Origin of the sequence: Janthinobacterium sp. 35 (assembly GCF_002754575.1) — a bacterium.
In the GTDB taxonomy this organism is placed as follows: Bacteria; Pseudomonadota; Gammaproteobacteria; order Burkholderiales; family Burkholderiaceae_D; genus Janthinobacterium; species Janthinobacterium tructae.
Genome location: NZ_PEFN01000001.1, coordinates 966,088 through 989,405 on the forward strand (window position 1 = coordinate 966,088; position 23,318 = coordinate 989,405).

A 23,318-nucleotide genomic window follows, 5' to 3' on the forward strand; every position below is an offset into this window, starting at 1 on the left:
CATACAGTGAAGTCTTTCCAACCTTCAGGAGTTCACCATGCGTGCAGAAGACGTATTAGCCGATCAACAAAACCAGGGCCAGTTCAATGGCGTCACCGTGCGCAAGGGCACGGTGGGCGCCTTCCTCGCCAATGCCAGGCTATGGCTGGACGACGCCAGCAGCATCGACGAAAAGGCCGTCGCCGAGCGCGACATTGTCGACGCCTTGCCCGCCCTGCACGCGCTGGGCCTGTTCGATATCCTGCAAGTGCGCGATTCTGCGCTGCGCGAACTGGTGGCCGTCGCCGCCGCGTGAGCAGGCTGACTCGTCCACGGCGCGCATTTCCTCTATCATGCTGCTTTGCCCGCCTTCGCACCCGCCATGCCGTTTACCATTGCCACTCCCGTCCACAGCGAACTGATCATCAAGAAAAGCCGTTTCATCGGTTGCGTGCAGCCGATGACGGACCGCGCCAGCGCGCAGCAGGTAGTCCATGACTTGAAGGCGCAACATCCGGGCGCCTGCCATGTGTGCTGGGCCTTGCTGGCGGGTGGGCAGTCGGCGGCCGTCGATGATGGCGAACCGAGCGGCACAGCCGGGCGGCCCATGCTCGACGTGCTGCGCCACCAGGACCTGGAAGGCGTGCTGGCCACCGTGGTGCGTTACTTTGGCGGGATCAAGCTGGGCGCGGGCGGCCTCGTGCGTGCCTACACGGACAGCGTGGCGCAAGCGTTGTTGCAAGCGGAAAAGACGGCCATCGTGCGCCAGCGAACCCTGCGCTGCACGGTGCCGTATGCGATGGAAGGCATGCTGCGGCGCGAACTCGATGGCGCCGGCGCCACCTTGCTGAACGTGGAACACGGCGAGCATGTGCTGTTCGACTTCAGCCTGGCGGAAACGGCGGCCACCGCCCTGCTGGCCCATCTGCATGAGGCGGGCAATGGGCGGATAGCCTGGCTAAAAGTTGAAGCCGAAGAGGACGAGTAAAACCTACAGGTCGCGCGGCCGCTTAATCTGCAGCAAAATGAAATGTATCCACGCCAGCGCCGGCAACACCAGCAACAGCAGCATTAATCCGGCCGGCATGTCCGGCACGAAACGCACGAAGCAGGCAAGAAAAGCGGCGATGGCCAGCCAGAAGCGCCAGTTGAACGCATAGGCCTTGCGCGCCACCGTCGCCAGCGCAATGCGCCAGAATTCCAGCAAGACCCACAGGCCGCCCGTCAGCAACAGAGCGGCCAGGGCATGGTCTCCGGGGGCGTCGGCCCAGGTGCGCACCAGGTTATACAGCAGCACCGGATAGCCGGCCGTGACGGCCAGGGTAGCTGGGCCGGCGGCGATGACAGCTTCAAACAGCTGCCCTTTGGAACGATGATCCACTAAACCTTGCTCCTCAAGCCACGACGCCCGAATGGGCGGCGGTCACTTGCAGCGCGCCGGCCGCATCCTGCGTCCAGACGCGCGTAAAACGGAAGTCGCCATGCGTTTCCACGTCGTGATAACTGCCCGTCAACTGCATGCGCACGGAGACCACGGCCACGTGGCCGTTGACGCGCACATGGCGCTCGGAGGCGCGCAAGTCCGTGATGGTCAGCAGGCGCTGCTCGTGCGCCGCCAGGTCCGCATGCTTGCTCAGCAAGTGCCCCAGGTGATTGGTAAACAACAAGTCATCGGCCAGCAACACATTCAGTACAGCCACGTCGGAGGCCATCATGGCCAGGCGCAAGCGCTCTTCCGCATCGAGTACTTGGGCTTCCGTTAAAGCATTCATCTTTTTCCTTAAAAATAGTACGCCAGATTAGCAAACGAACAAACGTGCAATGCTGGCATGAAATCTTCCTTTTCACAATCATCCGGCAGACCTATTCCTGCGCTTATGCCTGTGAAGCATATTTATATAGCGTAATATTCGCAGCGGTATGGCACAAAACGCCACCATAGTACTGTACAGTGCTTGCCCTTCCGCCCCGGGCTGGGGCAGCTGTCAGTGGTAGTACAGTTTTATGTGCTGCGTGCAGTCTCGAATAAAACCAAGATAAGGCCCCCTTCATGGCAATTAACATCATTCTGAACCTGCTCGTTGCGTTGCTCGTCTTCGCCTTCATGTTCCACCAGCAACGCAAACACGCGACGTTTACCGTGCGCGTCTTCACGGGCCTGGGCCTGGGCGTGCTGCTCGGTGCGGCCGTGCAAGCGCTGTATGGCGCCGGTTCGCCCATCATCGCGGGCACCAATGAATACATCGACATCGTCGGCAGCGGCTACGTCAAACTGCTGCAAATGATCATCATGCCGCTGATCATGGTCTCCATCATTTCCGCCATTTTAAAGCTCAAGGATGCGAGTTCCCTGGGCAAGATCAGCGCGCTGACCATCGGCACCCTCCTGATTACCACCACGATCGCCGCCGCGCTGGGCATTTTGATGGCCAAGCTGTTCGGTCTGACGGCCGTGGGCCTGACCTCGAGCGCGGCCGAAGTGGCGCGCGGCGTGCAGTTGCAAGGCTCGCTGGAAACGGCAAAAGCCCTGTCGCTGCCAAAATTGCTGGTCAGCTTCGTACCGACCAACCCCTTCCTCGACATGACGGGCGCGCGCAAGACGTCGACCATCGCCGTCGTCGTGTTCTCCATCTTCATCGGCATCTCGGCCACGGGCATCGCGGCGAAAAAACCGGAAATCTTCGCTTCCTTCGAAAGCTTCATGAAAGTGGCGCACGCCATCGTCATGCGCATGGTCACCCTGGTGCTGCGCCTGACGCCGTACGGCGTGTTTGCGCTGATGTTTGAAGTGGTGGCCTCGTCGAGCTACACGGACATTTTAAAGTTGATCAACTTCGTCGTCGCCTCGTACAGCGCGCTGATATTGATGTTCCTGGTGCACCTGGCCATCATCGCCGGCGTGGGCCTGAACCCGCTGCGCTTCGTGAAAAAAGTCTTCCCCGTGCTGGCCTTCGCGTTCACGTCGCGCACGAGCGCCGGTTCGATCCCGATGAGCGTGCAGACGCAAACCCAGCGCCTGGGCACGCCGGAAGGCATCGCCAACTTCGCCGCCTCGTTCGGCTCGACCATCGGCCAGAACGGCTGCGCCGGCATCTACCCAGCGATGCTGGCCGTCATGATCGCCCCTACCGTTGGCGTCGACCCGTTCACCGTCAGCTTCCTGCTGCCCTTGCTTGCCATCATCACCATCGGTTCCGTCGGCGTGGCCGGCGTGGGCGGCGGCGCCACGTTTGCCGCCCTGATCGTGCTGTCGGCCATGGACTTGCCCGTCGCACTGGCCGGCTTGCTGATCTCCGTCGAACCGCTGATCGACATGGGCCGCACGGCATTGAACGTGAGCGGCTCGATCACGGCCGGCACCGTCACCAGCCGGGTCATGGGGCAAACCGACCTGGCCGTCTACAACAGCGACGACGCGCCTGACCTGGACGAAGCGGAACACGCCGCCTAAGAAGCCATCCACCGGCGCGCCGCGCCTTGCCGCTTTCGTCTATATTTATTCACAATAAATACAGAGGAAGGCGCAAGGCGATGGAGCAGAAATGGCCGCAGCAATTGTGGATCGTGCGTCACGGCCAAAGTGCCGGCAACGTGGCGCGCGATGCCGCCGAAGCGGAAAAACAGTTATTGATCGCCATCGCCGAGCGCGATGTCGACGTCCCCCTCTCCGAGCTTGGCGCGCACCAGGCGCACGCCCTGGGTGACTGGTTCGCCACCGTCCCCTCTGAACAACAACCGACCGTCGTGCTGTATTCGCCCTACGTGCGGGCGCAGCAGACGGCGCAAGCCGTGCTGGCGCGCCTCGATGCGGACAGCCTGAACTCCGTGGTGGCCGACGAGCGCCTGCGCGAAAAGGAATTCGGCATTCTCGACCGCCTGACCGTGCACGGCATCGCCAGCAAGTACCCGGAACTGTACGAACAGCGCCAGCACGTCGGCAAATTTTACTTCCGCCCACCGGGCGGCGAAAGCTGGTGCGACGTCATCCTGCGCCTGCGCAGCGTGCTCGACACCATCACCCGCGAATACCGGGGAGAAAGAGTGCTGATCGTCGGCCACCAGGTCATCGTCAACTGCTTGCGCTACCTGCTGGAACGCTGCGACGAGCACGCCATCCTGGCCATCGACAAGGCGGCCGACGTGCCCAACTGCGGCATCACCTCGTATGCCTTCAACCCCGCCCTGGGCAGGCACGGCAAGCTGCAGCTGGACCTGTGCAACTTCGTCGCGCCGCTGGAAGCGGCCGGCACCCCCGTCACGGCCCAGCCCGACATGCCGGCCGCGCCCAAATCCTGATCCTTCGGAGGCCTGCGTGGACGCTATCGACAGCACGCCTTGGCTACATCACGCCTTCCCTGCTGCGTTCCTGGCGGCATAAAAACAACAGCATAAGCATATCCAGAAAGAATCGTTAGCGCCGGCGGGCGCCTCCCTTAAGCTCATGGCAACTGTTTCCACACCGACACTAATCGAGCCCAAAGGACCACGCCGTGCATCCGCGCCACTTCTATCCTGTATCTGCCACTCCCGCCACGCCGCTGCGCGCCATCGTGCTGGCCTGCGCCATGCTGGGCGCACCGTCCGCCTGGGCACAAGATGCGCAAGCTACCACCGGCAGCGCCAATGAAACGGCCAGCGCCAGCATCGACCAAGTCACCGTCGTCGGCTCGCGCGCGCGCAACCGTACCGTCTTCGACAGCAGCGTGCCCATCGACCGTTTCGGCGCGCGCGAAGTGAGCAATGCGCTGTCGACTGGCGACGTGGGCGCGGCCCTGCAAAACCTGTCGCCGTCGATCAACTTCCCCCGCATCGAGTCGAGCGGCGCGTCGGATTCCGTGCGCGGCATCCAGCTGCGGGGCCTCGCGCCCGACCAGGTGCTGGTGCTGATCAACGGCAAGCGCCGCCACACGAGCGCCGTGCTGGACACGGAAAGCAGCTTTGCCGGCACCGTACCGGTCGACATCAACGCCATTCCGCCGAACGCCATCGACCACATCGAAATCCTGCGCGACGGCGCCGGCGCCCAGTACGGCAGCGATGCCGTGGCGGGCGTGATCAACATCGTGCTGAAAAAGGCGCGCACGGGCGGCGCCGCCTCCGTCAGCTATGGCACCAACCACACGCATTTCGACCCGACCGATCGAACCCTGACGGATGGCCAGACCGTCATCGTCAACGCCGACTATGGCGTGCCGCTGGGCGAGGCCGGATTCTTCCGCTTCGGCGCGGAAACGCGGCGCCGCTCGCCCACGGAACGGGCCGGCCCCAGCGACGCGGGCTGGACTTCCTACAACTTCACGCCGGCTGACCAGGCGCTCGACGGCAAGGTGGTGTTCAAGTCGGGCGACTCGCGCCAGCGCAACAACTACCTGTTCTACAACACCCAGCTCACCCTCGCGAATGGCCTGGACCTGTACTCGTTTGCCACCCTCAACGAGCGCAAATCGGACGGCAGCGCCTACTTCCGCTATCCGGGCGACCCGTCGAATGTGCCGGCCCTGTATCCGAACGGCTACCGCCCCGTCACCAATGGCGACAAGCGCGACCTCAGCATCGTGGCCGGCGTGCGCGGCAGCACGGGCGAGTGGAACTGGGACGCCAGCGCGCGCCACGGCAGCGACCGCTTTGACTACGGCGTGAGCCACTCCGTCAACGCTTCGCTGGGCGCGGCCAGCCCCACGCGTTTCAAGCTGGCCGGCTTCGACTTCCGCCAGAACGCCTTGAACCTCGATGCCACGCGCAGCATCGACATCGGTTTGCCCGCCCCTTTGAGCCTGGCAGTGGGCGCCGAATGGATGCGCGAAACCTACACCAGCTCGGCCGGCGACCCCGCTTCGTATGCGGCCGGCAATTTTACCGACGCGCCACCGGGCGCGCAGGCGGGACCGGGCTTGCGCCCGTCGGACGCCTACGACGGCAGCCGGCAGATCCGCTCCGTGTATGCGGACGTGGAAAGCGACCTCACGCCGCGCCTGCTGGTGGGCGCCGCCGCCCGCTATTCCCACTACAGCGACTTCGGCAGCGCCAGCACGGGCAAGCTGTCCACACGCTATAAAGTAACCGACACCTTTCTCGTGCGCGGCTCGCTGTCGAACAGCTTCCGCGCACCGGCCCTCGTGCAGACGGGATTCCGCTTCGCCACACTGAACTTCAATGCCGATGGCACGGCCCTGCAAACATCGGCCCTGCTACCGGCCAGCGACACGCTGGCGCGCAGCTTCGGCGCGCAACAGCTGAAACCGGAAAAGTCGACCAACGTCTCCCTCGGCCTGGCCTGGAAACCGGCGGCCGCCACCAGCGTGACGGTGGACGCCTATGTGATCCGCATCCGCGACCGCATCACACGCTCGAGCGATTTGCAGAGCGACGCCGTCACCGCCTACCTGGCCGCGAATGGCCGCAGCGACATCCAGTCCGTGGCCTACCTGGCCAACCTGCTCGACACACGAACCAAGGGGCTGGACGTGGTGCTGAATCACGACCTGGCCTTCACGTCAGGCAAGCTGAACCTGAACGCGGCGCTGAACCTGAACAAGACCAGTCTCGACAAGGTGCGCCAGAGTTCCGCTACGCTGGCCAATATCGATCCGAGTTTGACCCTGCTGACGGAGACGAGTTTGTTCCGCATCAAACATGCGTCCCCGAACAGCAAATTGATACTCGGCGCCGACTGGCAGACGGCTGGCTGGGGCGTGCAGGCGCGCGCCACGCGTTTCGGCGAGTTGAAAGATTTTTCCTACGACAGCGATGCGCCGCTGATCGACGGTATTCCCGCGCAGCGCTTCGGCGCCGTCTGGTCGCTGGACCTGGAAGGCCAGTTAAAACTGAGCAAGCAACTGACGGTGAGCGTGGGCGGCAACAATATCCTCGACCGCTATCCGCAGCGCGTGCGTGAAACGAATAACGCCACGTATGGCGGCGCCCTGCCCTACAATTTCATCAACCCCATCGGCGTGAACGGCGCGTATTTCTACGCCAAGCTCAGCTACACGTTTTAACGTTACGGAAAGAACCCATGATCATCAAGAAAATTTCCCACCTCGTCGCCGGCGCCTGCCTGAGCGCCCTCCTGCTGTCGCCCGCCCAGGCTGCCGCACCGCTGGTGCTGATGACGGACTTTGGTACGGCCGACGGCGCCGTGTCCGCCATGCATGGCGTCGCCTATGGCGTCGATCCCCAGCTGACCATCTCGGACCTCACGCACCAGATTCCCGACTACGACATCTGGCTGGGCGCCTACCGCCTGTACCAGACGGCCAATTACTGGCCGCAAGGCACGGTGTTTGTTTCCGTCATCGATCCTGGCGTGGGGACCAAGCGCAAGTCGGTGGTGCTGAAAACCAAGGGTGGCCGCTACTTCGTGGGGCCGGACAATGGCCTGTTCACCCTGATCGCCGAGCGCGACGGCGTGGCCGAATTGCGCGAAATCGATGAAAAGGTCAACCGCCTGGCTGGCTCCGCCGAGTCGTACACCTTCCATGGCCGCGACGTGTACGCGTATGTCGGTGCGCGCCTGGCCTCGGGCGCCATCAGCTATGAACAGGTGGGTCCGCCATTGCCGAGCGAATCCGTGGTGAAAATCGCGTATCAAAAACCTGTACGCGACGGCAATACCATCCGCGGCATCGTGCCCGTGCTGGACGTGAAATATGGCAATGTGTGGACGAATATTCCGAAATCGCTGCTCGACGAATTACAGGTGAAACTGCACGATCCGCTGCAAGTGCGCATCTTGCACAAGGGCAAGCAAGTGGCCAAGGTCACGGCACCCTTCGAACACACGTTTGGCGGCGTCGCCAAGGGCAAGCCGCTGGTCTACCTGAACAGCCTGCTCGACGTCGCTATCGCCATCAGCCAGGGTGACTTTGCCGCCCAACACCACGTCGCCTCGGGCGTGGATTGGGAAGTGGAAGTGAGCAAGGCCCCTGCCGCCAAATAAATGCCCTTGCGCGGCCAGGGCATCCTGCCCTGGCCCAACTGGCCATATCCATTGCGGGTTTGCGCTACATCAAACCCAGCGCTCTGCCGGCCCCCGCCAGCACCACACCTGTGCAAGTCCGGTGAACCTGTGCCGGCCCACCCGCTCTAAACCTTGCAAGCGATGCCAGCCATGTTTCAGATACGCAATCTGGCGAGGCATGCGTTTCCACGACAGTCTTCCACTGAATCTTCCACTGAAGAGGAACAATCATGACGGCTCCACTCCTGACCACCAGCAAGCTCGTCCTCGGTAGCGCCATCGTCTGTGCGCTGCTGGGCGGTTGCAACAAACACAGCGACACCAGCACCAGCACCACGCCCGCTGCCACTGCGCCGGCAGCGCCGCCCGCCACCAGCGGCACGTCCGGCACCACAGGCACGACCAACCCGGACACCACCACGCCGGTCACGCCAGGCATGACACCGGGCACCACCACCAACCCCGATGGCACGACCACTCCACCATCGACCACGCCGCCGAACAACGGCACGCCACCGGGAACAGGCACAGGCACCACGCCGCCACCGCGCAACAGCTAGCGCACACCGGTCCGCAGCGTCAACTGACAGGCAAAAAAAGAGCCTTCCGAGGAAGGCTCTTGAAATACCACGGCGCAGCGCAAGCTGCGCCTTGGCCCGGTACTATTTTTGCAGGCTGACCGACGCCGTTTTCGGCGTACGGCGTCCCATCAGGAACAGCACGGCCTTTTTCAGCATGCGGTAGACGAAGCGCACCATCAGCAAGGTCAGCACGCATTCGAGCAAGGTCAATATCATGGCCACGATCACGGGCATGTGCGCGGCGCGGCGGTGGAACTTGGCCACGGCGCCATCGCGGGCGATTTCGATGCTGTCATAGAAGGTCGGCACGACCAGCAGGGTCAGAATCGTCGAGGTGATGGTGCCGCCGATGATGGCGATCGCCAATGGACGGTAGAACTCGCCGCCCTCGCCCAGGCCCAGCGCCACGGGAAACATGCCGGCGATCAGCGCAAACGTCGTCATCAGGATGGGACGCAGGCGCATGCGGCCCGCATACATCAGAGCGTCCTCGCGGCCATGCCCCTCTTCCTCGCGCTTGCGCGCCGCGTCCAGCAGCAGGATGGCGTTCTTGGCGACCAGACCCATCAGCATGATGATGCCGATAAAGCTCATCAGGTTGAGGGTGTTATTGGTGATCACCAGCGCCACCACCACGCCGATCAGACTCAGCGGCAAGGACATCATCACGGCCACTGGCGCCGTGAAGGAACCAAACTGCATCACCAGGATCAAATACATCAGGCCGATACCCATCACCAGCGCGATCAGCATTTCCGTGAACAGCTCTTGCTGGTCCTGGCCGGCGCCACCGAGCGCCAGGCCGTAGCCGGGCGGGAAGTCGATGGAGTTGGCCAGTTTCATGGCGTCGCTCGTCACTTCACCGTTCGAGCGGCCTTGCGCATTGGCCGACACGGTGATCGTGCGCTTGCCATTCTTGTGCTCGATGCCGGACGGGCCCTTGCCCATGGTGATGGTGGCGATCTGGTCGAGCGGCACCATTTGCGACGTGCCCGTCACGCTGATCGGCAGGCGCTCGATGTTTTCCGATGCCACGCGGTCATCGGGATGCAGGCGCACGGCCACGTCGCGCGTTTCGCCCGTCGGATCGACCCAGTCGCCCACTTCCACGCCGGCAAACGCCACGCGCAACGATTGCGCCGCATCATTGACGGAAATGCCCATCGAGTTGGCCAGGCCACGGTTGAGCTCAATCTGCAGCTCGTTCTTCGGGTCTTGCTCGGACAGGCCCACGTCGACGGCACCGGGAATGGCGCGCAGCTTATCCATGTAGGCGTTGGTAATTTCCATGAGTTTACGCGAATCCGGACCCGTGAATTCCACCTGGATGGGTTTTTGCGAACCATTGCTCAAGTCATCCTGCACCACGTATTCGGCGCCCACCAGACGCGACATCTTCTCGCGCAGCTCGACCGCGATTTCCTTGGCCGAACGCTTGCGGGTGTTGCGCTTGCCGATGTCGACATACACTCTTCCGCCGCCCGCATTGATGGAGCTGTTGGTATCTTTGGTTTCAGGCAAGGTGCGCGCCAGCACGGCCGCCGCTTCCAGTTTCAGACGCGAATACTCGATGCTGCTCGACGATGGCGTGCGCACATTGATCATCAGATTGCCCGAATCGGATGCCGGCAGGAAACTCGTGCCGCCATGCGTGGCGTGCAGGGCGATGGCGCCCACCAGGCTGCCGAAGGCGATGACGGCCATCCAGCGGCGGTGATGCAAGGCCCAGGCGATCACGCGGCCATAGCGGTCCGCCTGGTGGTCGAACCAGTGGTTGAATTTCTCCAGCACGCGGCCGATGCCCTTTTTCGGCGCCGCATGTTCCTCGACCGGGTCGCCCCAGTAGGCCGACAGCATGGGGTCGAGCGTAAACGAGATGCCCAGGCTGACCAGCACCGAGCACGTCACCGTCAAGGCAAACGGACGGAACCACTCGCCAGATATACCGGGCATGAAGGCCACGGGAATGAAGACGGCGATGATGGAGAACGTCGTGGCAGCCACGGCCATACCGATCTCGGCCGTGCCTTCCAGCGCAGCCGTACGGCGATCCTTGCCCATCTGCATGTGGCGCACGATGTTTTCGCGCACCACGATGGCGTCATCGATCAGCACGCCAATGGCCAGCGACAGGCCCAGCAGGGTCATGAAGTTCAGGGTAAAGCCGCACAGCCACACGGCAATGAAGGCGGCAATCACGGATGTCGGCAGGCTCAGCGCCGTGATCAGGGTCGAACGCCACGAGTTCAGGAAGGCGTAGACGACGAAAATCGTCAGCACGGCGCCCAGCACCAGCGATTCGATCACGTTGTTCAGGCTATGCTGGGCGTTTTCGCCGCCGTCGCGCGTCACTTGCAGGATCGTGCCTTTCGGCAAGGTCTTGTTGATTTCCGCCACCATGTCGCGGATCTTGTTGGCCACGCTGACGGTGGAGGCGTCGCGCACGCGGGTAATCGATATGCCCACGTTGGGCTTGCCGCTGCGCATGCTCAGGCTGTTGACTTCGGCAAAGCCATCCACGATGGTGGCCACTTGCGCCAGGCGCACGATTTCCTCGCCGCGGCGCTTGATCACCACTTTTTCGAAGTCGCTTGGCGACTCGATGCGGCCCACCAGGCGGATGCTTTTCTCGTCCAGAATGCCGCGCACCTTGCCCACCGGGGCATTCGTGTTCTGGTTGCGCAAGGCGGTGACGACGTCGCTGACGGACACATTGTATTCACGCAATTTTTCCGCGCGCAGCAGCACGGACAGCTCGCGCTTCAGCGAACCGCCCACGTTGACCAGCGCCACGCCATCGACGGTGCGGAATCGGTCCGACAGCACGTCCTCGGCCAGGCGCGAAATTTCCGCGTGGCTTTGCGTATTCGACGACAGCGCCAGTTGCATGATCGGTTCGGCAGCCGGGTCGATGCGCTGCAAGATAGGCTCGCGCATTTCCGTCGGCAACTTGTAGCGCACGGCGGCAATCGCATTGCGGATATTGTCGGACGCTTCGATCAAATTGGAATTGAACGAGAACTTCAGGAAGATGGTGGCCGAACCTTCATTCGAATCGCTGTTGACCTCGGTCACGCCGGAAATGCTTTGCAAGGACTTTTCCAGGCGGTTCACCACTTCGCGCTCGACCGTATCGGGCGATGCGCCAGGGTAAGGAATGCTGACGACGATGAAAGGCACTTCAACGTCCGGATTCTGGTTGACGCGCAATTTCTTGAGCGCCAGCAAGCCGACGCACATCATCGCCAGGATCAGGACGATGGTGGCGGTGGGCCGCTTGATACTGAAATCGGAAAGGAACATGGCTTAGTTTCCTTTACCGGCAACGGCGGTGCTGCTGCTGGCCACGGCGGCAGCGGGCACGGCCTTGGCTGCCGTCAATTCCACCTTCTGCCCATCCTTGAAGGTCGAACCGGGCGTGCGCAGCACGGTATCGCCGCTGGCCAGGCCGCTTTGCACTTCCCACTGGCCCGTGCGCACATCGCGCGCGCCGATGCGCAGTGTGACTTTATGCAGAGCTTTATCCTTGACCTTCCACGTGTACGTGACGTCGCCCGCCTTCACCAGCGCCGAGTCGGGAATCATCAACGCGCTGATGCTGTCCGTCTCGATGCGCCCTTCCGCATACAGGCCGGCCACGCGCGGTTGTTCCTTGTCGTTGAAATCGACCAGCACGGCCACCTGGCGCGTGACGGCATTGGCAGCAGGATCGACACGGCGCACCTTGCCCGCGAAATCCTGGCCCGGATACCCATTGATGCGGAACAGCACGGGCTGGCCCACCTTGACGACACCGATCTTGTCGGCCGACACCAGGCCTTCCAGACGCATGCTGGTCGGATCGATGACCTTGATCAATTCCTTGCCGATTTGCGCCGTATCGCCATTCGATACCTTGCGCTCGCTCACGATGCCGTCGAACGGCGCGCGCACGAGGGTGCGCTGCAGTTGCTGGCGGGCCTGGGCGGCGCGGCTTTTCGCGGCGGACAGATCGCTTTGCGCATTGTTGCGGCGAATTTCCGCGTCTTCCAGTGCCTGCGTCGACGTCATGCCCGAAGCGCGCAGGGTTTTCATGCGCTGGAACATGCGTTCGGACTGTTCCAGCACCTGGCTGGCGGCACGGCTGGCTTCCTCGGCCGAATTGAGACTGTCGCGGATGGACGTTTCATCCAGGCGCACCAGTACGTCGCCCCGCTTGACGACTTCACCATTTTCCTTCATGACCTGAATCACCACGGCCGATACTTCGGCGCGCAAGTCCGCGTTGCGCTCCGGTTGCACGGAACCGGTGATGACGGGCCCCGAGGCCAGTGCATTGCTCTGGATGGTCAGCAAGTCTTCCGGGGAGACCAGCAAATTGACGGCGGCGCCCGCCTGTTCCTTGGCTCCTTTGTCACCCTTGCCGGGATCTTTGGACTCTTTGCCGCAGGCGGTCAGGGCGGAAGCGATTGCCAGAACAAACAGGGTTTTGCGCAACATGGGTAATTCTCCGGATAGATAGCACCGCTACCGTCCCCACGGCCCGGATAGGGCTGCAGGCGTTAGCAAGCATTTATTTTTATTAAAACCACAAGCGCCAAAGTATCCATGAGCGTGTCCGGGCATGTCAATCGGCCGTTTCCTGTAATGCTTTAATCAATGGATGAAACGTAGTTTTTACGCCCTGAAACGCAAAACCCCGCCTTGAAGCGGGGTTTTGCATTTCAGGGAAAGCGGGCTTAGCGGCTAAAAACGGTGTTGATCAGGAAGCCGATCGCCACGCCCGTGCACAGGCCGCCGGCGATTTCCACCAGGGTATGGCCCATGCGCTCACGCAAGGTCTTGTGCGCGGCGCTGGCCGCTTCCCCGGCCAGGCGGTTGATGGCCGCCGCCTGCTTGCCCACGTGCTGGCGCAGGCTGTTGGCGTCGATAATGACGATGAAGGCCAGGGTCACGGCCACGCCGAAGGCCGGGTGGCCGATGCCTTCGCGCAAGGCGATCAACGTTGCCATGCTGGACACGACGGCGCTATGATTGCTGGGAAAGCCGCCATTGCCGACCAGGCCGAACGCCCATTGCCGCGTGCGAACACTGTTGATCAGGAATTTGATCGGTCCGACCAGGATCCAGGCGATCAGGGGCGTGACGAGGTAAGCGATATCCACGGGTATTCCTTCTTTTATATGTAGAGAGTGTGTCTGGAGAGACGGGCGCGCCGCAATTATCGCAGATCATCCGCGCCAGCAGAACTGTCTGGCGTCAGACTATAAAACGCGGCCCCGGGGGGCAACTAATATAAAATCATGGCATATACAACAATTGACGTGTATCAACACTGAGTGCGTCGTGCACAGCGGCGCGGATAATCAAACGTCTTTCACACTTGCAACGGGGTCCTCATGCGGCATTTCAGAATTTCCTTTTTAGTCACTTTTATCCTGATGGCGGTGTCAGGCTGGTGGGGTTACAGCCATGGCGGCATGCCCGGCCTGATCAATGCCCTGTGGATCACGGGCGTGCTGGGCATCATGGAAGTGTCGCTATCGTTCGACAATGCCGTGGTGAATGCCTCGGTCTTGCGTCACTGGAATGAATTCTGGCAAAAACTGTTTTTGACGGTCGGTATCCTCGTGGCCGTTTTCGGCATGCGGTTGCTGTTCCCGCTGGTCATCGTTTCTGTCGCCACGGGCCTGGGCCTGGTCGATGTCTGGACCATGGCCACCACCACGCCGGACGTGTATGCCAAGCACCTGACGGACAACCATGCGCAAGTGGCAGCCTTCGGCGGCGCCTTTTTGCTGCTGGTGTTCCTGAACTTCCTGTTCGACGACGAGAAGGAATTGCACTGGCTGGGCTGGGCCGAGGAAAAAGTCAATGCGCTGGGCACCGAAAGCCTGGCCGTGCTGATCACCATGGGCGCCGTGGCGGCCTGCGTGGCGATGGGCCCTGCGGATGAAAAATACAGCGTGCTTGCTGCGGGCATCGTCGGCATCGCCGTCTACATCGGCGTGAACTGGATCAGCGGCTTGCTGGAAGAAGGCGAACCGGACTTGCAGGATGACGCGGAAGAAGGCGCCGCGCCAGCCAAAAGCGGCAATGGCGACCTGGTGAAAACGGTCGCGCGCGGCAGTATCGGCGGCTTCCTGTACCTGGAAGTGCTGGATGCCTCGTTCAGCTTTGACGGCGTGATCGGCGCCTTTGCCATCACCAACGACGTCGTCATCATCATGCTGGGCCTGGCCATCGGCGCCATGTTCGTGCGCTCGATGACGGTGTTTCTGGTGCACAAGGGCACGCTGGACGAGTTCGTCTACCTCGAACACGGCGCCCATTATGCGATCGGCATCCTGGCCTTGATCATGCTGGCATCCGTCAAGTACCATATTCCGGAGTGGTTCACGGGCCTGTCGGGCGTGGCCTTCATCCTGGTCTCGCTGTGGTCATCCCTGCGTTATCGCAAACGGCACGCGGCACAAGCTTGAAATCGGGGGTTGCGCCCCCAGTTATGAGAGTAATGGCACGAGCGCCTGGCGCTCATCCCATGAAGGCATGTTTAAGCTAAATCACTAAAAGGAGCACCACATGGCAATCAGTTTGCAAAAAGGCGGCAACGTCAACCTGAGCAAGGAAGCACCGAACCTGAAGAAGATCATCGTCGGCCTCGGCTGGGATCCTCGTTCCACGGATGGCGCCACCTTCGACCTTGACGGTAGTGCTTTCCTCCTGAAAAGCGACGGCAAAGTCCGTGGCGACTCTGACTTCATCTTCTACAACAACCTGAAGTCGACCGACGGTTCCGTCGTCCACACGGGCGACAACACCACGGGCGAAGGCGAAGGCGACGATGAGCGCATCGAAATCGACCTGTCGCGCGTACCAGCCGACATCGACCGCGTCAGCATCACCGTCACCATTCACGACGCCGACGCGCGCCGCCAGAACTTCGGCATGGTCTCGAAAGCCTTCATCCGCTGCCTGAACGCGGAAGGCGAGAAAGAAATCGCCCGCTACGACCTGTCCGAAGACAGCTCGACGGAAACGGCGATGATCTTTGGCGAAATCTACCGCTACAACGGCGAATGGAAGTTCAAGGCCATCGGCCAGGGCTTCAACGGCGGTCTCGGCCCTCTGGCCCGTTCGTTCGGCGTCAACGCTTGATTTTTTCATGAGCTAAACGCAGCCGCCTGAATATCCTCAGGCGGCTTTTTTTTGGAGATTTATCATGCCAGTATTTAGTGTCACGGGAGACGTCGATCCCTTCCTCCACGTCAGCATGAAGCAGGGCGAAACCATCTATTGCGAATCGGATGCGATGGTGATGATGGAAACGGCGCTGGACTTGAAAGGCAAGATGACGGGCGGCTTGGGCAGCGCCATCATGCGTCGCTTCGCGAATGGCGAATCGTTCTTCCAGCAGCACATCGAAGCGGTGCGCGGCAGCGGCGACTGCCTGCTCTCGCCCACCCTGCCGGGCGCCATCGAGGTGGTCGACGTGGGCGCGCGCCAGTACCTGCTCAACGACGGCGCCTTTGTCGCCGCCACCTCGGGCACGGAAATGAAGGTGCGCACGCAGAGCCTCGGCAACGCGCTGTTCGCCCAGTCGGGCGGCTTCTTCGTCATGGAGACGGCCGGCACGGGGCAAGTGGTGGTGTCGGGCTTCGGCTCCATGTTCCAGCTCGACGTCGAGCCGGGCAAGGATGTCGTGATCGACAATTCCCACGTGGTGTGCTGGGACAATAGCCTGAAATACGAGATTTCCGTGACCACGGGCGGCGGCTCGGGCGGCGGCGGCATCGGCGGCTTCCTCGGCAATATCGTCAATAGCGTCACCAGCGGAGAAGGCATCGTGCTGCGCTTTTCCGGCTCGGGCAAGGTCTTCATCTGCTCGCGCAACCGCGACGCGTTCCTGAAGTGGACGGCGTCGGGCAAAGCCGGCTGATTTCCTCCTTCTAAGGCCAGGTTAAGTCTGGTCGCTTAGACTCCCCGCGCGCGCACCTGCGCGCGGCTTCCCCTATTTTCACCCGGTCCCCGTACATGCAAAGAGTCTGGTTCAACAAAACATTTTCCTCGGTCGGCACGGCCATGCGTTTGATCCGCGAAGCCGACATGGCCGCCACTGGCGGCGCGCCGCGCTATCACATCGTGTGCAGCAATACGAACGCGCACGCGGCAGCCTTCTTGTCGGCCCACGAATACGCGGTCGAACCGTCGGGACTGACGGGCCACAACTATGTCGAGTGGTGCCTGGAATTTTGCCGCGAGCGGGGCATCACGATTTTCTGGCCCGGCAAGGAAGCGGGCCTGATCGGCAGCGCCAGCGCGCGCTTCGCCGCCCTCGGCACGCGCGTGCTCAGCGTGGCCACCGAAGAGGTACTCGACCTGATGCACGACAAGGCACGCTTCTGCGACGGCCTCGATCTGCCCATGGCGCGCCCGGCCGACTACCGCGCCGTCACCACCATCGAAGAATACGACGCCGCCTGGGCCGAGCTGCGCCCGCTGCACCGCAAGCTGTGCATCAAGCCGTCCGAATCCGTGTATGCCCTGGGCTTTGCCATACTCGATGAAGAGCGCAGCAGCGCCCAGCTGCTGCTGGCCGGCGCCGCCTACCAGGTCAATGCGCAAGAGCTGCGCAGCGGCCTGGCGCAGATGGCAACGTTCAAGACCCTGCTGCTGATGGAATACCTCGATGGCCACGAATACAGCGCCGACTGCGTCGCCGACCAGGGCAAGCTGATTTGCGCCGTGCCGCGCAAGAAGCTGCACGGGGGCGGCAGCGGCCAGCTGATCGAACTGCGCGACGACTTGCTGGCCGCCTGCGACAAACTGGCGCGCGACTACCGCCTCAATGGCGTCTTCAACGTCCAGTTCCGCGAAGGCGCGAACGGCCTGGCCTTGTTGGAGATTAACCCGCGCATGTCGGGCGGCATCGGCATGGCGTGCGCGGCGGGTCCCAACCTGCCCTACCTGGCGCTGGCCGGCTTCGACCAGGGCTTTGACAAGCTCAGCGTGCCCGCCATCCACGAAGGCATGCGCGTGGGCGAAGCCGCCTACGCCGTGGAGCTGCCATGAACAGCGTCAGGAAGCAGATGCCCACGGGTGAGCTGACCCTGAAGGTGGACGAGGCGCGCTTTCCGCTGGACTGGCTGATCGGCTTTGCCGCACGCGCCAACGCCAAGCGCGGCTTCCTGTTCCTGTCCAAGGTGCTGGGCAAGCACTGGCCCGTCACGCCGCGCGCCATGCAAGCCATCCACGACGACCTGGCCGCGCAAATCCCCCCCAGCCTGCCCGGCCCCGTGGTCTTCATCGCCATGGCGGAAACGGCCGTCGGCCTGGGCCAGGGCGTGTTCGAGGCGTGGCTGCGCGCCAACCCAAATGGAAAAGCGCTGTTTTTGCACAGCTCGCGCTACCGCGTGGGCACGGTGCCCTTCTTCGAGTTCGAGGAATCGCACAGCCACGCGCCGCGCCAGTTTTTGCATTTATCGGACGCGGCCAGCGCGCTGTTTTCCACCGCGCGCAGCCTGGTACTGATCGACGATGAAGCGTCGACCGGCAACACCTTCGCCAACCTGGTGCAAGTGTGCCGCGCGCGCTATCCGCAGCTGGAAAAGCTGCACCTTGGCGTAATCACCAATTTCATGGGCCAGGCCGCCAACGCGGGCTTGAGTGAGCGTTTCGGCCTGCCCACGACCATCGGCGCGGCGCTGTCCGGCCACTACGCCTTCCAGGCCGGCGATGCGCCAGCGCCGGTAGCGGCCAGCGCGCAGCGCTTCGAAGCGAATGCGGAACGCGGCGCCAGCCCCGCCTTCGGGCGCATCGGCGTGGGCCGCGCCCTCACGCCACCGCAAGGTCTTGCCGTGCAACTGGCGCAGGAAATCGGCGCCGGCGACTCCGTGCTGGTGCTGGGCACGGGCGAATTCATGCACCCGTCGTTCCTGCTCGCGCGCGAACTGGAAAGCCTGGGCAAGAACGTGGTGGTGCAATCGACCACGCGCTCGCCGATTTTGTCGTGGGGCTCCGTCGGCCATATCGTCCACTGCGACGACAATTACGGCGAAGGCATCGCCAATTACCTGTACAACGTGGCGCCTGGCCAGTACCAGCACGTTTTCATCTGCCATGAAACGCCGGCCAGCCCGGCCCTCATGCAACTCGCCGGCCAGTTGAATGGCCGCCTGTTCCACTTTCAGTCAGAGACCAAAATTGAAGAAATTCCTGTTTGTTGATCTGGACGACACACTGTTCCAGACCCCGAAAAAATGCCCGGGCGAGACCGACCTGCAAGCGGCCGCCTATTTGAAAAATGGCGACGCCTGTTCGTTTACGACGGCGCGCCAGCGCGCCTTCTTTGAATTCGCGCAAAGCGGCATGACCCTGATCCCCGCCACGGCGAGAAATGGCGACGCGTTTCGCAGAGTCGACCTGCCTTTTACCAGCTACAGCGTGCTCGACTATGGCGGTATCGTGCTGCAGCCGGGCGGCGCGCTCGACGCCGGCTGGCTGGCCCTGATGCAAAGCGACATGCAGACGGCGCTGCCCGGCCTGCAGGATGCCATGCGCATCATCGACGATTTCCAGATCAAGACGGGCATGCCCTCGCGCGCGCGCCTGATCGAGGATTACAACACGCCGTTCTACATCGTCGTCAAGGACCATGAAGCGCGCGGCGAACGCCTGGCCGACATCGAAGAGCAAGTGCTGCAGCAGTGGATCGCCACCGAAGGTTCGAACTACTTCATCCACCGCAACGGCAACAACCTGGCCGTGCTGCCGAAGACCCTGAACAAGGCGCGCGCCGTGGCTTACCTGCGCGCGGAACTGGAAGCCGAACATGGCCCCATCGTCAGCTTCGGCATGGGCGACAGCCGTTCGGATGCGCGTTTCATGGCCGCCTGCGACTACGCCATCATTCCCAACGGCACCCAGCTGGCGGCACTCACGGTGGCGGCGCTATGACCGACCGCACGCAGCATTTCAGCGGCAGCTACCGCCAGGAAGATGTGGAGTTTCTGCTCACGCCGATGGCGCTCGAACCGATCCTCGATCTGGCCGAAAAAGAGCGCTTGATCCAGTCCGGCCAGCGCCACTACAGCGAGATGCTGTCGCCAGAGTCCCTGCCCTCGCCCGCCTACCTGGCCCTGTTCCAGAGCGCATTTGCGGCCAACCGCCTGCAGATGGCGCGCGACTGCCTGCGCCTGGCGGCCCTGATCGCGGCGCGCCGCACTGGCGCCATCACGCTGGTGTCGCTGGCGCGCGCCGGCACGCCCGTGGGCGTCATCCTCGGGCACTTGCTGCGCCAGGTATTCCAGCGTGAGTGCAGCCATTATTCCGTTTCCATCATCCGCGACCGCGGCATCGATGCCAATGCCCTCAAGTACATCCTGGCGCAGGGCCACAGTGACGCCTCCATCGTCTTCGTCGATGGCTGGACGGGCAAAGGCGTGATTTCGCGCGAACTGCGCCAGACCGTCAATGATTTCAACGCGGCCAATGGCACGGCCATCGACGGCGGCCTGTTCGTGCTGGCCGACCTGGCCGGCACGGCCGCCTGCGCCGCCTCGGCCAGCGACTACCTGATCCCGTCGAGCATTTTGAACGCCACCGTCTCGGGCCTGGTCAGCCGCTCCGTGCTCAATGATGCCATCGGCCCCGACGACTTCCACGGCTGCGTGTACTACGCGCAGTTCGAAGCGCACGACCAGTCGCGCGATTTCGCCGACGGCCTGGTGGCCGACGCCATGGCGATCGCTGCCAGCAGCGGCGTCCCGCTGGCCGAAGCGAGCGATGCGCCAGCCATGGCAGCACGCTCGCAAGCCTACATGGCCGCTGCGCAGCAGGAATACGGCATCAGCGACATCAACCTGATCAAGCCAGGCATCGGCGAAGCGACGCGCGTGCTGCTGCGCCGCGTGCCCGAGCGCCTGATCGTGCGCGACACGAATGCGCCGGACGTGGCACATTTGCTGCTTCTGGCGCAGGAAAAAGCCATACCCGTCATAGTAGAACCGGCGCTGCCTTACCAGGCGGTCGCCCTTATCAGGAGCGCAGTCGATGGATAACAACTCCCTACACCCACAAAGTGAGCATAAAGCGGCGCTGGGCGCCTCCATGTATGTGCCGACCACGCACAAAGACTTGCTGGCAATCGCCAATGGCGACAAATTCAGCCATTTGCGCTCGGTCATCCTGTGCACCGAAGACGCCATCGCCGAACGCGATCTCAGTTACGCGCTGTTCAACCTCTCGCTGGCGCTGCAAAACATGTGCGACGAATCGGATACCTTGCGCTTCGTGCGCGTGCGTAATCTCGAAGTACTGGCGCGCGTGCTGGCCATGCCCGGCGCCGACAAATTGAGCGGCTTCGTGCTGCCGAAATCCACGCGCCACAACTTCGCCGCGTATTTCGAGCTGGTGCGCCACACGCACCATCTGCTGATGCCGACCCTGGAAACGGCGGAAGTGTTCGACGACGAGGAAATGAAGCAGTTCCGCATCATTTTGTCGGCACCGGAAGTGCGGCGCCGCATCCTGGCCCTGCGCATCGGCGGCAACGACTTATTGGCCCTGCTGGGACTGCGCCGCCCCACCAGCGGCACCATCTATCAAACGCCGCTGGGCCAGGTCATCGGCCGCCTGGTGACCATCTTCAAGCCGCACGGCTTCCAGCTGACGGCGCCCGTCTTCGAGCACCTGTCGCAGGGCAGCTGGCTCGATGCCGAAGTGGCGCAAGACATGGCGCACGGCATGATCGCCAAGACGGCCATCCACCCGGACCAGGTGCCGCAAATCGAGCGCCACTACCAGGTGGCGCAGTCGGACATCGAACTGGCGCTGCGCATCATCGACCCGGATAGCCCGGCCGTGTTCCGCATGCAGGAATCGATGTGCGAAGTGGCCACGCACAGCAGCTGGGCACAGCGCATCATCGAACAGGCGCGCCTGTTCGGCATCCGCCATGCGACCGACGCGACACCGGCGCACGTACCGACTACCTCATTGACTCAACTCTCAAGCGACGAAGGGATTGCACGACCATGACCAATTTCACACGCGGACAAAAAGGCAAACTGGCTGACCTGGGCTTGAATGGCCCGTTTGCCGTCACGCTCGATATCGTTTCGGGTTCGATGGAAGTGGACGTCAGCTGCTTCGGCGTTGATGCGGCCGGCAAGCTGTCGGACGACCGCTACATGGTGTTCTTCAACCAGAAAAGCGCGCCCGACAACGCCATCACGGTGGACTTGAACGGCCCCCGCTCCACCTTCCAGGTCGACCTTTCGCGTCTGCCCGCCTCGATCGACAAGCTGGTCTTCACGGCGGCGACGGAACAAGGCAGCATGCGCGCGCTGGGCAACTCCAGCATGGCGCTGGGCCAGGCCGCCACGTTTGCCTTCACGGGCAATGACTTCCAGGACGAAAAAGCCGTCATCATCGGCGAACTGTATCGCCGCGACGGCAGCTGGCGCTTCGGCGCCGTGGGCCAGGGTTTTGCGGGCGGCCTGGCGGCGCTGTTGAAACACTTTGGCGGCAGCGAAGCGGGGGCATCGTCCCCTGCTCCCGTGTCCACGCCAGCAGCGCCACCGCCACCGGCGAATAAAATCTCGCTGTCGAAAATCCGCCTGGAAAAACGCGGCGACAAAATCTCGCTCGACAAGCGCGACAGCGGCGGCTATGGCCGCATCAAGGTCAACCTGAACTGGAACCAGAACGCCGCGCAAGGCCAGGCGCCCGCCTCGAAGCTGGACACGGGCTTCCTGGGCAAGCTGTTCAACAAGCCGGCCAGCCGTTCGGGCGGCATCGACCTCGATATCGGCTGCCTGTTCGAAATGAGCAATGGCAGCAAGAGCGCCGTGCAAGCCTTGGGCAACAGCTGGGGCGCCTACGACCGTCCGCCGTACATTCACCTGGAAGGCGACGACCGCACGGGCAGTATCAGCAGCGGCGAAAACATCTTCATCAACGGCACCCATTTCGACCAGATCAAGCGCGTGCTCGTGTATGCCTTCATCTACGAAGGCGTGCCGAACTGGGCCGCCACCGATGGCATGGTGACGATCGAGATCCCCGGCCAGCCGACCGTGGAAGTACGCCTCGACAGCGACAGCCAGCACGCCATGTGCGCCATCGCCATGCTGGAAAACCACGGTGGCAACCTGCAGGTGACAAAACTGGTGGAATACTTCGGCGGCCAAGGTAAAATCACGGCGCACCAGGCCATGGACGAAAGATATAACTTTGGCCTCAACTGGAAAGCCGGCCGGAAAGACTAACTCTTTCTCCAACTAAACAATTCACCCCCAACCATGACCCCTACGACCAAAAAAGTCACCTTCGCCTTCGTCATCTTCCTCGTGGCCGGCTTCCTGCTGCTGGCCGCGTACACGTGGATGGCCCTCAGCTTCTCGTACTCGGAAGGCGAACGGGCGGGCTACCTGCAAAAGTTCTCCAAGCGGGGCTGGATTTGCAAGACATGGGAGGGTGAATTGCTGCTGACGGCGCTGCCGGGCACCATCCCGGAAAAATTCCAGTTCAGCGTGCGCGATGAAGAAGTGGCGAAGCAACTGACGGCTGCCGCCGGCAAGCGCATCCTCGTCACCTACAGTCAGCACAAGGGCGTGCCGACGCAATGCTTCGGCGAGACCGAATATTTTGCCGAAAAAGTCGTCTTGAGCCAGTAACACCACAATTCAGCAACATCGCGCCGGCCAGCCCTTCCAGGCCGGCGCCTCCCCTCCCGCCTCATCATTGGTGCGCATCACACATTCCCGCTTTCTTATACACTTGTGACGAGCTCTGGCTAAACAGTTTACCAATGTAGT

Annotated in this window: 22 protein-coding genes; 17 read left to right on the forward strand and 5 right to left on the reverse strand. The window is 62.4% G+C overall.

Annotated elements, in window-relative coordinates:
* Positions 1-37: 37 nt before the first annotated feature.
* Together CLU93_RS04355 and CLU93_RS04360 are read left to right on the forward strand one after the other, a co-directional pair.
* Positions 38-295 (forward strand): hypothetical protein, encoded by a 258-nt coding sequence (locus CLU93_RS04355; protein WP_099760133.1) that lies wholly within the window; start codon positions 38-40, stop codon positions 293-295.
* Between the two features lie 66 nt (positions 296-361).
* Positions 362-967 carry an IMPACT family protein gene (locus CLU93_RS04360; protein WP_099760134.1) on the forward strand — a complete coding sequence of 202 codons (606 nt, stop codon included), beginning with the start codon at positions 362-364 and terminating at the stop codon, positions 965-967.
* A 3-nt stretch (positions 968-970) separates the two neighbouring features.
* Here CLU93_RS04360 and CLU93_RS04365 read toward each other — a convergent pair whose 3' ends face one another.
* Complete coding sequence (locus tag CLU93_RS04365) at positions 971-1,360, reverse strand: hypothetical protein (protein WP_099760135.1); 390 nt, start codon at positions 1,358-1,360, stop codon at positions 971-973.
* Positions 1,361-1,373: 13 nt separating this feature from the next.
* A complete protein-coding gene (locus CLU93_RS04370; RefSeq protein WP_099760136.1) occupies positions 1,374-1,751 on the reverse strand; it encodes a nuclear transport factor 2 family protein in 378 nt (125 codons plus the stop codon).
* A 278-nt stretch (positions 1,752-2,029) separates the two neighbouring features.
* On the opposite strand from CLU93_RS04370, the gene CLU93_RS04375 reads away from it, so the two are divergent.
* From CLU93_RS04375 to CLU93_RS04395, 5 genes are all read left to right on the forward strand, one after another.
* A complete protein-coding gene (locus CLU93_RS04375; RefSeq protein ID WP_099760137.1) occupies positions 2,030-3,430 on the forward strand; it encodes an L-cystine transporter in 1,401 nt (466 codons plus the stop codon).
* A gap of 80 nt (positions 3,431-3,510) precedes the next feature.
* Positions 3,511-4,275 (forward strand): histidine phosphatase family protein, encoded by a 765-nt coding sequence (locus CLU93_RS04380; RefSeq protein ID WP_099760138.1) that lies wholly within the window; start codon positions 3,511-3,513, stop codon positions 4,273-4,275.
* A gap of 194 nt (positions 4,276-4,469) precedes the next feature.
* On the forward strand, positions 4,470-6,977 hold the full coding sequence (locus CLU93_RS04385) for a TonB-dependent receptor plug domain-containing protein (RefSeq protein WP_257224879.1): 2,508 nt from the start codon (positions 4,470-4,472) through the stop codon (positions 6,975-6,977).
* Between the two features lie 17 nt (positions 6,978-6,994).
* Positions 6,995-7,918, forward strand: a complete 924-nt coding sequence (locus CLU93_RS04390) for an SAM hydrolase/SAM-dependent halogenase family protein (RefSeq protein ID WP_099760139.1) — start codon at positions 6,995-6,997, stop codon at positions 7,916-7,918.
* A gap of 251 nt (positions 7,919-8,169) precedes the next feature.
* Positions 8,170-8,499 carry a hypothetical protein gene (locus CLU93_RS04395; RefSeq protein WP_099760140.1) on the forward strand — a complete coding sequence of 110 codons (330 nt, stop codon included), beginning with the start codon at positions 8,170-8,172 and terminating at the stop codon, positions 8,497-8,499.
* A gap of 102 nt (positions 8,500-8,601) precedes the next feature.
* Here the strand turns inward: CLU93_RS04395 and CLU93_RS04400 are convergent, their stop codons facing one another.
* The 3 genes from CLU93_RS04400 to CLU93_RS04410 form a co-directional block, all read right to left on the reverse strand.
* Positions 8,602-11,823: an efflux RND transporter permease subunit gene (locus tag CLU93_RS04400; protein ID WP_099760141.1), complete on the reverse strand. Its 3,222-nt coding sequence runs from the start codon at positions 11,821-11,823 to the stop codon at positions 8,602-8,604.
* Between the two features lie 3 nt (positions 11,824-11,826).
* Complete coding sequence (locus CLU93_RS04405) at positions 11,827-12,999, reverse strand: efflux RND transporter periplasmic adaptor subunit (RefSeq protein ID WP_099760142.1); 1,173 nt, start codon at positions 12,997-12,999, stop codon at positions 11,827-11,829.
* A gap of 239 nt (positions 13,000-13,238) precedes the next feature.
* A complete protein-coding gene (locus CLU93_RS04410; RefSeq protein ID WP_071078753.1) occupies positions 13,239-13,664 on the reverse strand; it encodes a divergent PAP2 family protein in 426 nt (141 codons plus the stop codon).
* Positions 13,665-13,898: 234 nt separating this feature from the next.
* Between CLU93_RS04410 and CLU93_RS04415 the strand changes: the two genes are divergently transcribed.
* The 10 genes from CLU93_RS04415 to CLU93_RS04460 all read left to right on the forward strand — a co-directional run bounded on the left by CLU93_RS04415 (position 13,899) and on the right by CLU93_RS04460 (position 23,177).
* Positions 13,899-14,981, forward strand: a complete 1,083-nt coding sequence (locus CLU93_RS04415; protein WP_099760143.1) for a DUF475 domain-containing protein — start codon at positions 13,899-13,901, stop codon at positions 14,979-14,981.
* Between the two features lie 100 nt (positions 14,982-15,081).
* A complete protein-coding gene (locus CLU93_RS04420) occupies positions 15,082-15,657 on the forward strand; it encodes a TerD family protein (protein WP_096234446.1) in 576 nt (191 codons plus the stop codon).
* A gap of 64 nt (positions 15,658-15,721) precedes the next feature.
* Positions 15,722-16,438, forward strand: coding sequence for a TIGR00266 family protein (locus tag CLU93_RS04425; protein ID WP_071078756.1), 717 nt, complete (start codon positions 15,722-15,724; stop codon positions 16,436-16,438).
* 95 nt (positions 16,439-16,533) lie between these two features.
* The gene (locus tag CLU93_RS04430; RefSeq protein WP_099760144.1) at positions 16,534-17,571 is read left to right on the forward strand and encodes an ATP-grasp domain-containing protein; all 1,038 of its coding nucleotides are present in this window, start codon (positions 16,534-16,536) and stop codon (positions 17,569-17,571) included.
* Positions 17,568-18,725 carry a phosphoribosyltransferase domain-containing protein gene (locus tag CLU93_RS04435; RefSeq protein WP_099760145.1) on the forward strand — a complete coding sequence of 386 codons (1,158 nt, stop codon included), beginning with the start codon at positions 17,568-17,570 and terminating at the stop codon, positions 18,723-18,725. The genes CLU93_RS04430 and CLU93_RS04435 overlap by 4 nt, the downstream gene beginning before the upstream one ends.
* Positions 18,703-19,455, forward strand: a complete 753-nt coding sequence (locus tag CLU93_RS04440) for an HAD family hydrolase (protein WP_099760146.1) — start codon at positions 18,703-18,705, stop codon at positions 19,453-19,455. Before CLU93_RS04435 ends, CLU93_RS04440 begins: the two co-directional genes overlap by 23 nt.
* Positions 19,452-20,558 carry a cysteine protease StiP family protein gene (locus CLU93_RS04445; RefSeq protein WP_099760147.1) on the forward strand — a complete coding sequence of 369 codons (1,107 nt, stop codon included), beginning with the start codon at positions 19,452-19,454 and terminating at the stop codon, positions 20,556-20,558. Before CLU93_RS04440 ends, CLU93_RS04445 begins: the two co-directional genes overlap by 4 nt.
* The gene (locus tag CLU93_RS04450) at positions 20,551-21,537 is read left to right on the forward strand and encodes an HpcH/HpaI aldolase/citrate lyase family protein (RefSeq protein WP_099760148.1); all 987 of its coding nucleotides are present in this window, start codon (positions 20,551-20,553) and stop codon (positions 21,535-21,537) included. The genes CLU93_RS04445 and CLU93_RS04450 overlap by 8 nt, the downstream gene beginning before the upstream one ends.
* Positions 21,534-22,769 carry a TerD family protein gene (locus CLU93_RS04455; protein ID WP_099760149.1) on the forward strand — a complete coding sequence of 412 codons (1,236 nt, stop codon included), beginning with the start codon at positions 21,534-21,536 and terminating at the stop codon, positions 22,767-22,769. Before CLU93_RS04450 ends, CLU93_RS04455 begins: the two co-directional genes overlap by 4 nt.
* Before the next feature lie 33 nt (positions 22,770-22,802).
* A complete protein-coding gene (locus tag CLU93_RS04460) occupies positions 22,803-23,177 on the forward strand; it encodes a hypothetical protein (protein WP_099760150.1) in 375 nt (124 codons plus the stop codon).
* Positions 23,178-23,318 lie beyond the last annotated feature (141 nt).

What these genes read in the sequence shown, in the direction of transcription:
- CLU93_RS04380 (WP_099760138.1), top strand. Translation starts at nt 3,511, where the DNA reads ATGGAGCAGAAATGGCCGCAGCAATTGTGGATCGTGCGTCACGGCCAA.
- CLU93_RS04445 (WP_099760147.1), top strand. Translation starts at nt 19,452, where the DNA reads ATGACCGACCGCACGCAGCATTTCAGCGGCAGCTACCGCCAGGAAGAT.
- CLU93_RS04455 (WP_099760149.1), top strand. Translation starts at nt 21,534, where the DNA reads ATGACCAATTTCACACGCGGACAAAAAGGCAAACTGGCTGACCTGGGC.
- CLU93_RS04390 (WP_099760139.1), top strand. Translation starts at nt 6,995, where the DNA reads ATGATCATCAAGAAAATTTCCCACCTCGTCGCCGGCGCCTGCCTGAGC.
- CLU93_RS04395 (WP_099760140.1), top strand. Translation starts at nt 8,170, where the DNA reads ATGACGGCTCCACTCCTGACCACCAGCAAGCTCGTCCTCGGTAGCGCC.
- CLU93_RS04375 (WP_099760137.1), top strand. Translation starts at nt 2,030, where the DNA reads ATGGCAATTAACATCATTCTGAACCTGCTCGTTGCGTTGCTCGTCTTC.
- CLU93_RS04405 (WP_099760142.1), bottom strand. Translation starts at nt 12,999, where the DNA reads ATGTTGCGCAAAACCCTGTTTGTTCTGGCAATCGCTTCCGCCCTGACC.
- CLU93_RS04370 (WP_099760136.1), bottom strand. Translation starts at nt 1,751, where the DNA reads ATGAATGCTTTAACGGAAGCCCAAGTACTCGATGCGGAAGAGCGCTTG.
- CLU93_RS04425 (WP_071078756.1), top strand. Translation starts at nt 15,722, where the DNA reads ATGCCAGTATTTAGTGTCACGGGAGACGTCGATCCCTTCCTCCACGTC.
- CLU93_RS04450 (WP_099760148.1), top strand. Translation starts at nt 20,551, where the DNA reads ATGGATAACAACTCCCTACACCCACAAAGTGAGCATAAAGCGGCGCTG.
- CLU93_RS04430 (WP_099760144.1), top strand. Translation starts at nt 16,534, where the DNA reads ATGCAAAGAGTCTGGTTCAACAAAACATTTTCCTCGGTCGGCACGGCC.
- CLU93_RS04460 (WP_099760150.1), top strand. Translation starts at nt 22,803, where the DNA reads ATGACCCCTACGACCAAAAAAGTCACCTTCGCCTTCGTCATCTTCCTC.
- CLU93_RS04435 (WP_099760145.1), top strand. Translation starts at nt 17,568, where the DNA reads ATGAACAGCGTCAGGAAGCAGATGCCCACGGGTGAGCTGACCCTGAAG.
- CLU93_RS04360 (WP_099760134.1), top strand. Translation starts at nt 362, where the DNA reads ATGCCGTTTACCATTGCCACTCCCGTCCACAGCGAACTGATCATCAAG.
- CLU93_RS04420 (WP_096234446.1), top strand. Translation starts at nt 15,082, where the DNA reads ATGGCAATCAGTTTGCAAAAAGGCGGCAACGTCAACCTGAGCAAGGAA.
- CLU93_RS04415 (WP_099760143.1), top strand. Translation starts at nt 13,899, where the DNA reads ATGCGGCATTTCAGAATTTCCTTTTTAGTCACTTTTATCCTGATGGCG.
- CLU93_RS04355 (WP_099760133.1), top strand. Translation starts at nt 38, where the DNA reads ATGCGTGCAGAAGACGTATTAGCCGATCAACAAAACCAGGGCCAGTTC.
- CLU93_RS04400 (WP_099760141.1), bottom strand. Translation starts at nt 11,823, where the DNA reads ATGTTCCTTTCCGATTTCAGTATCAAGCGGCCCACCGCCACCATCGTC.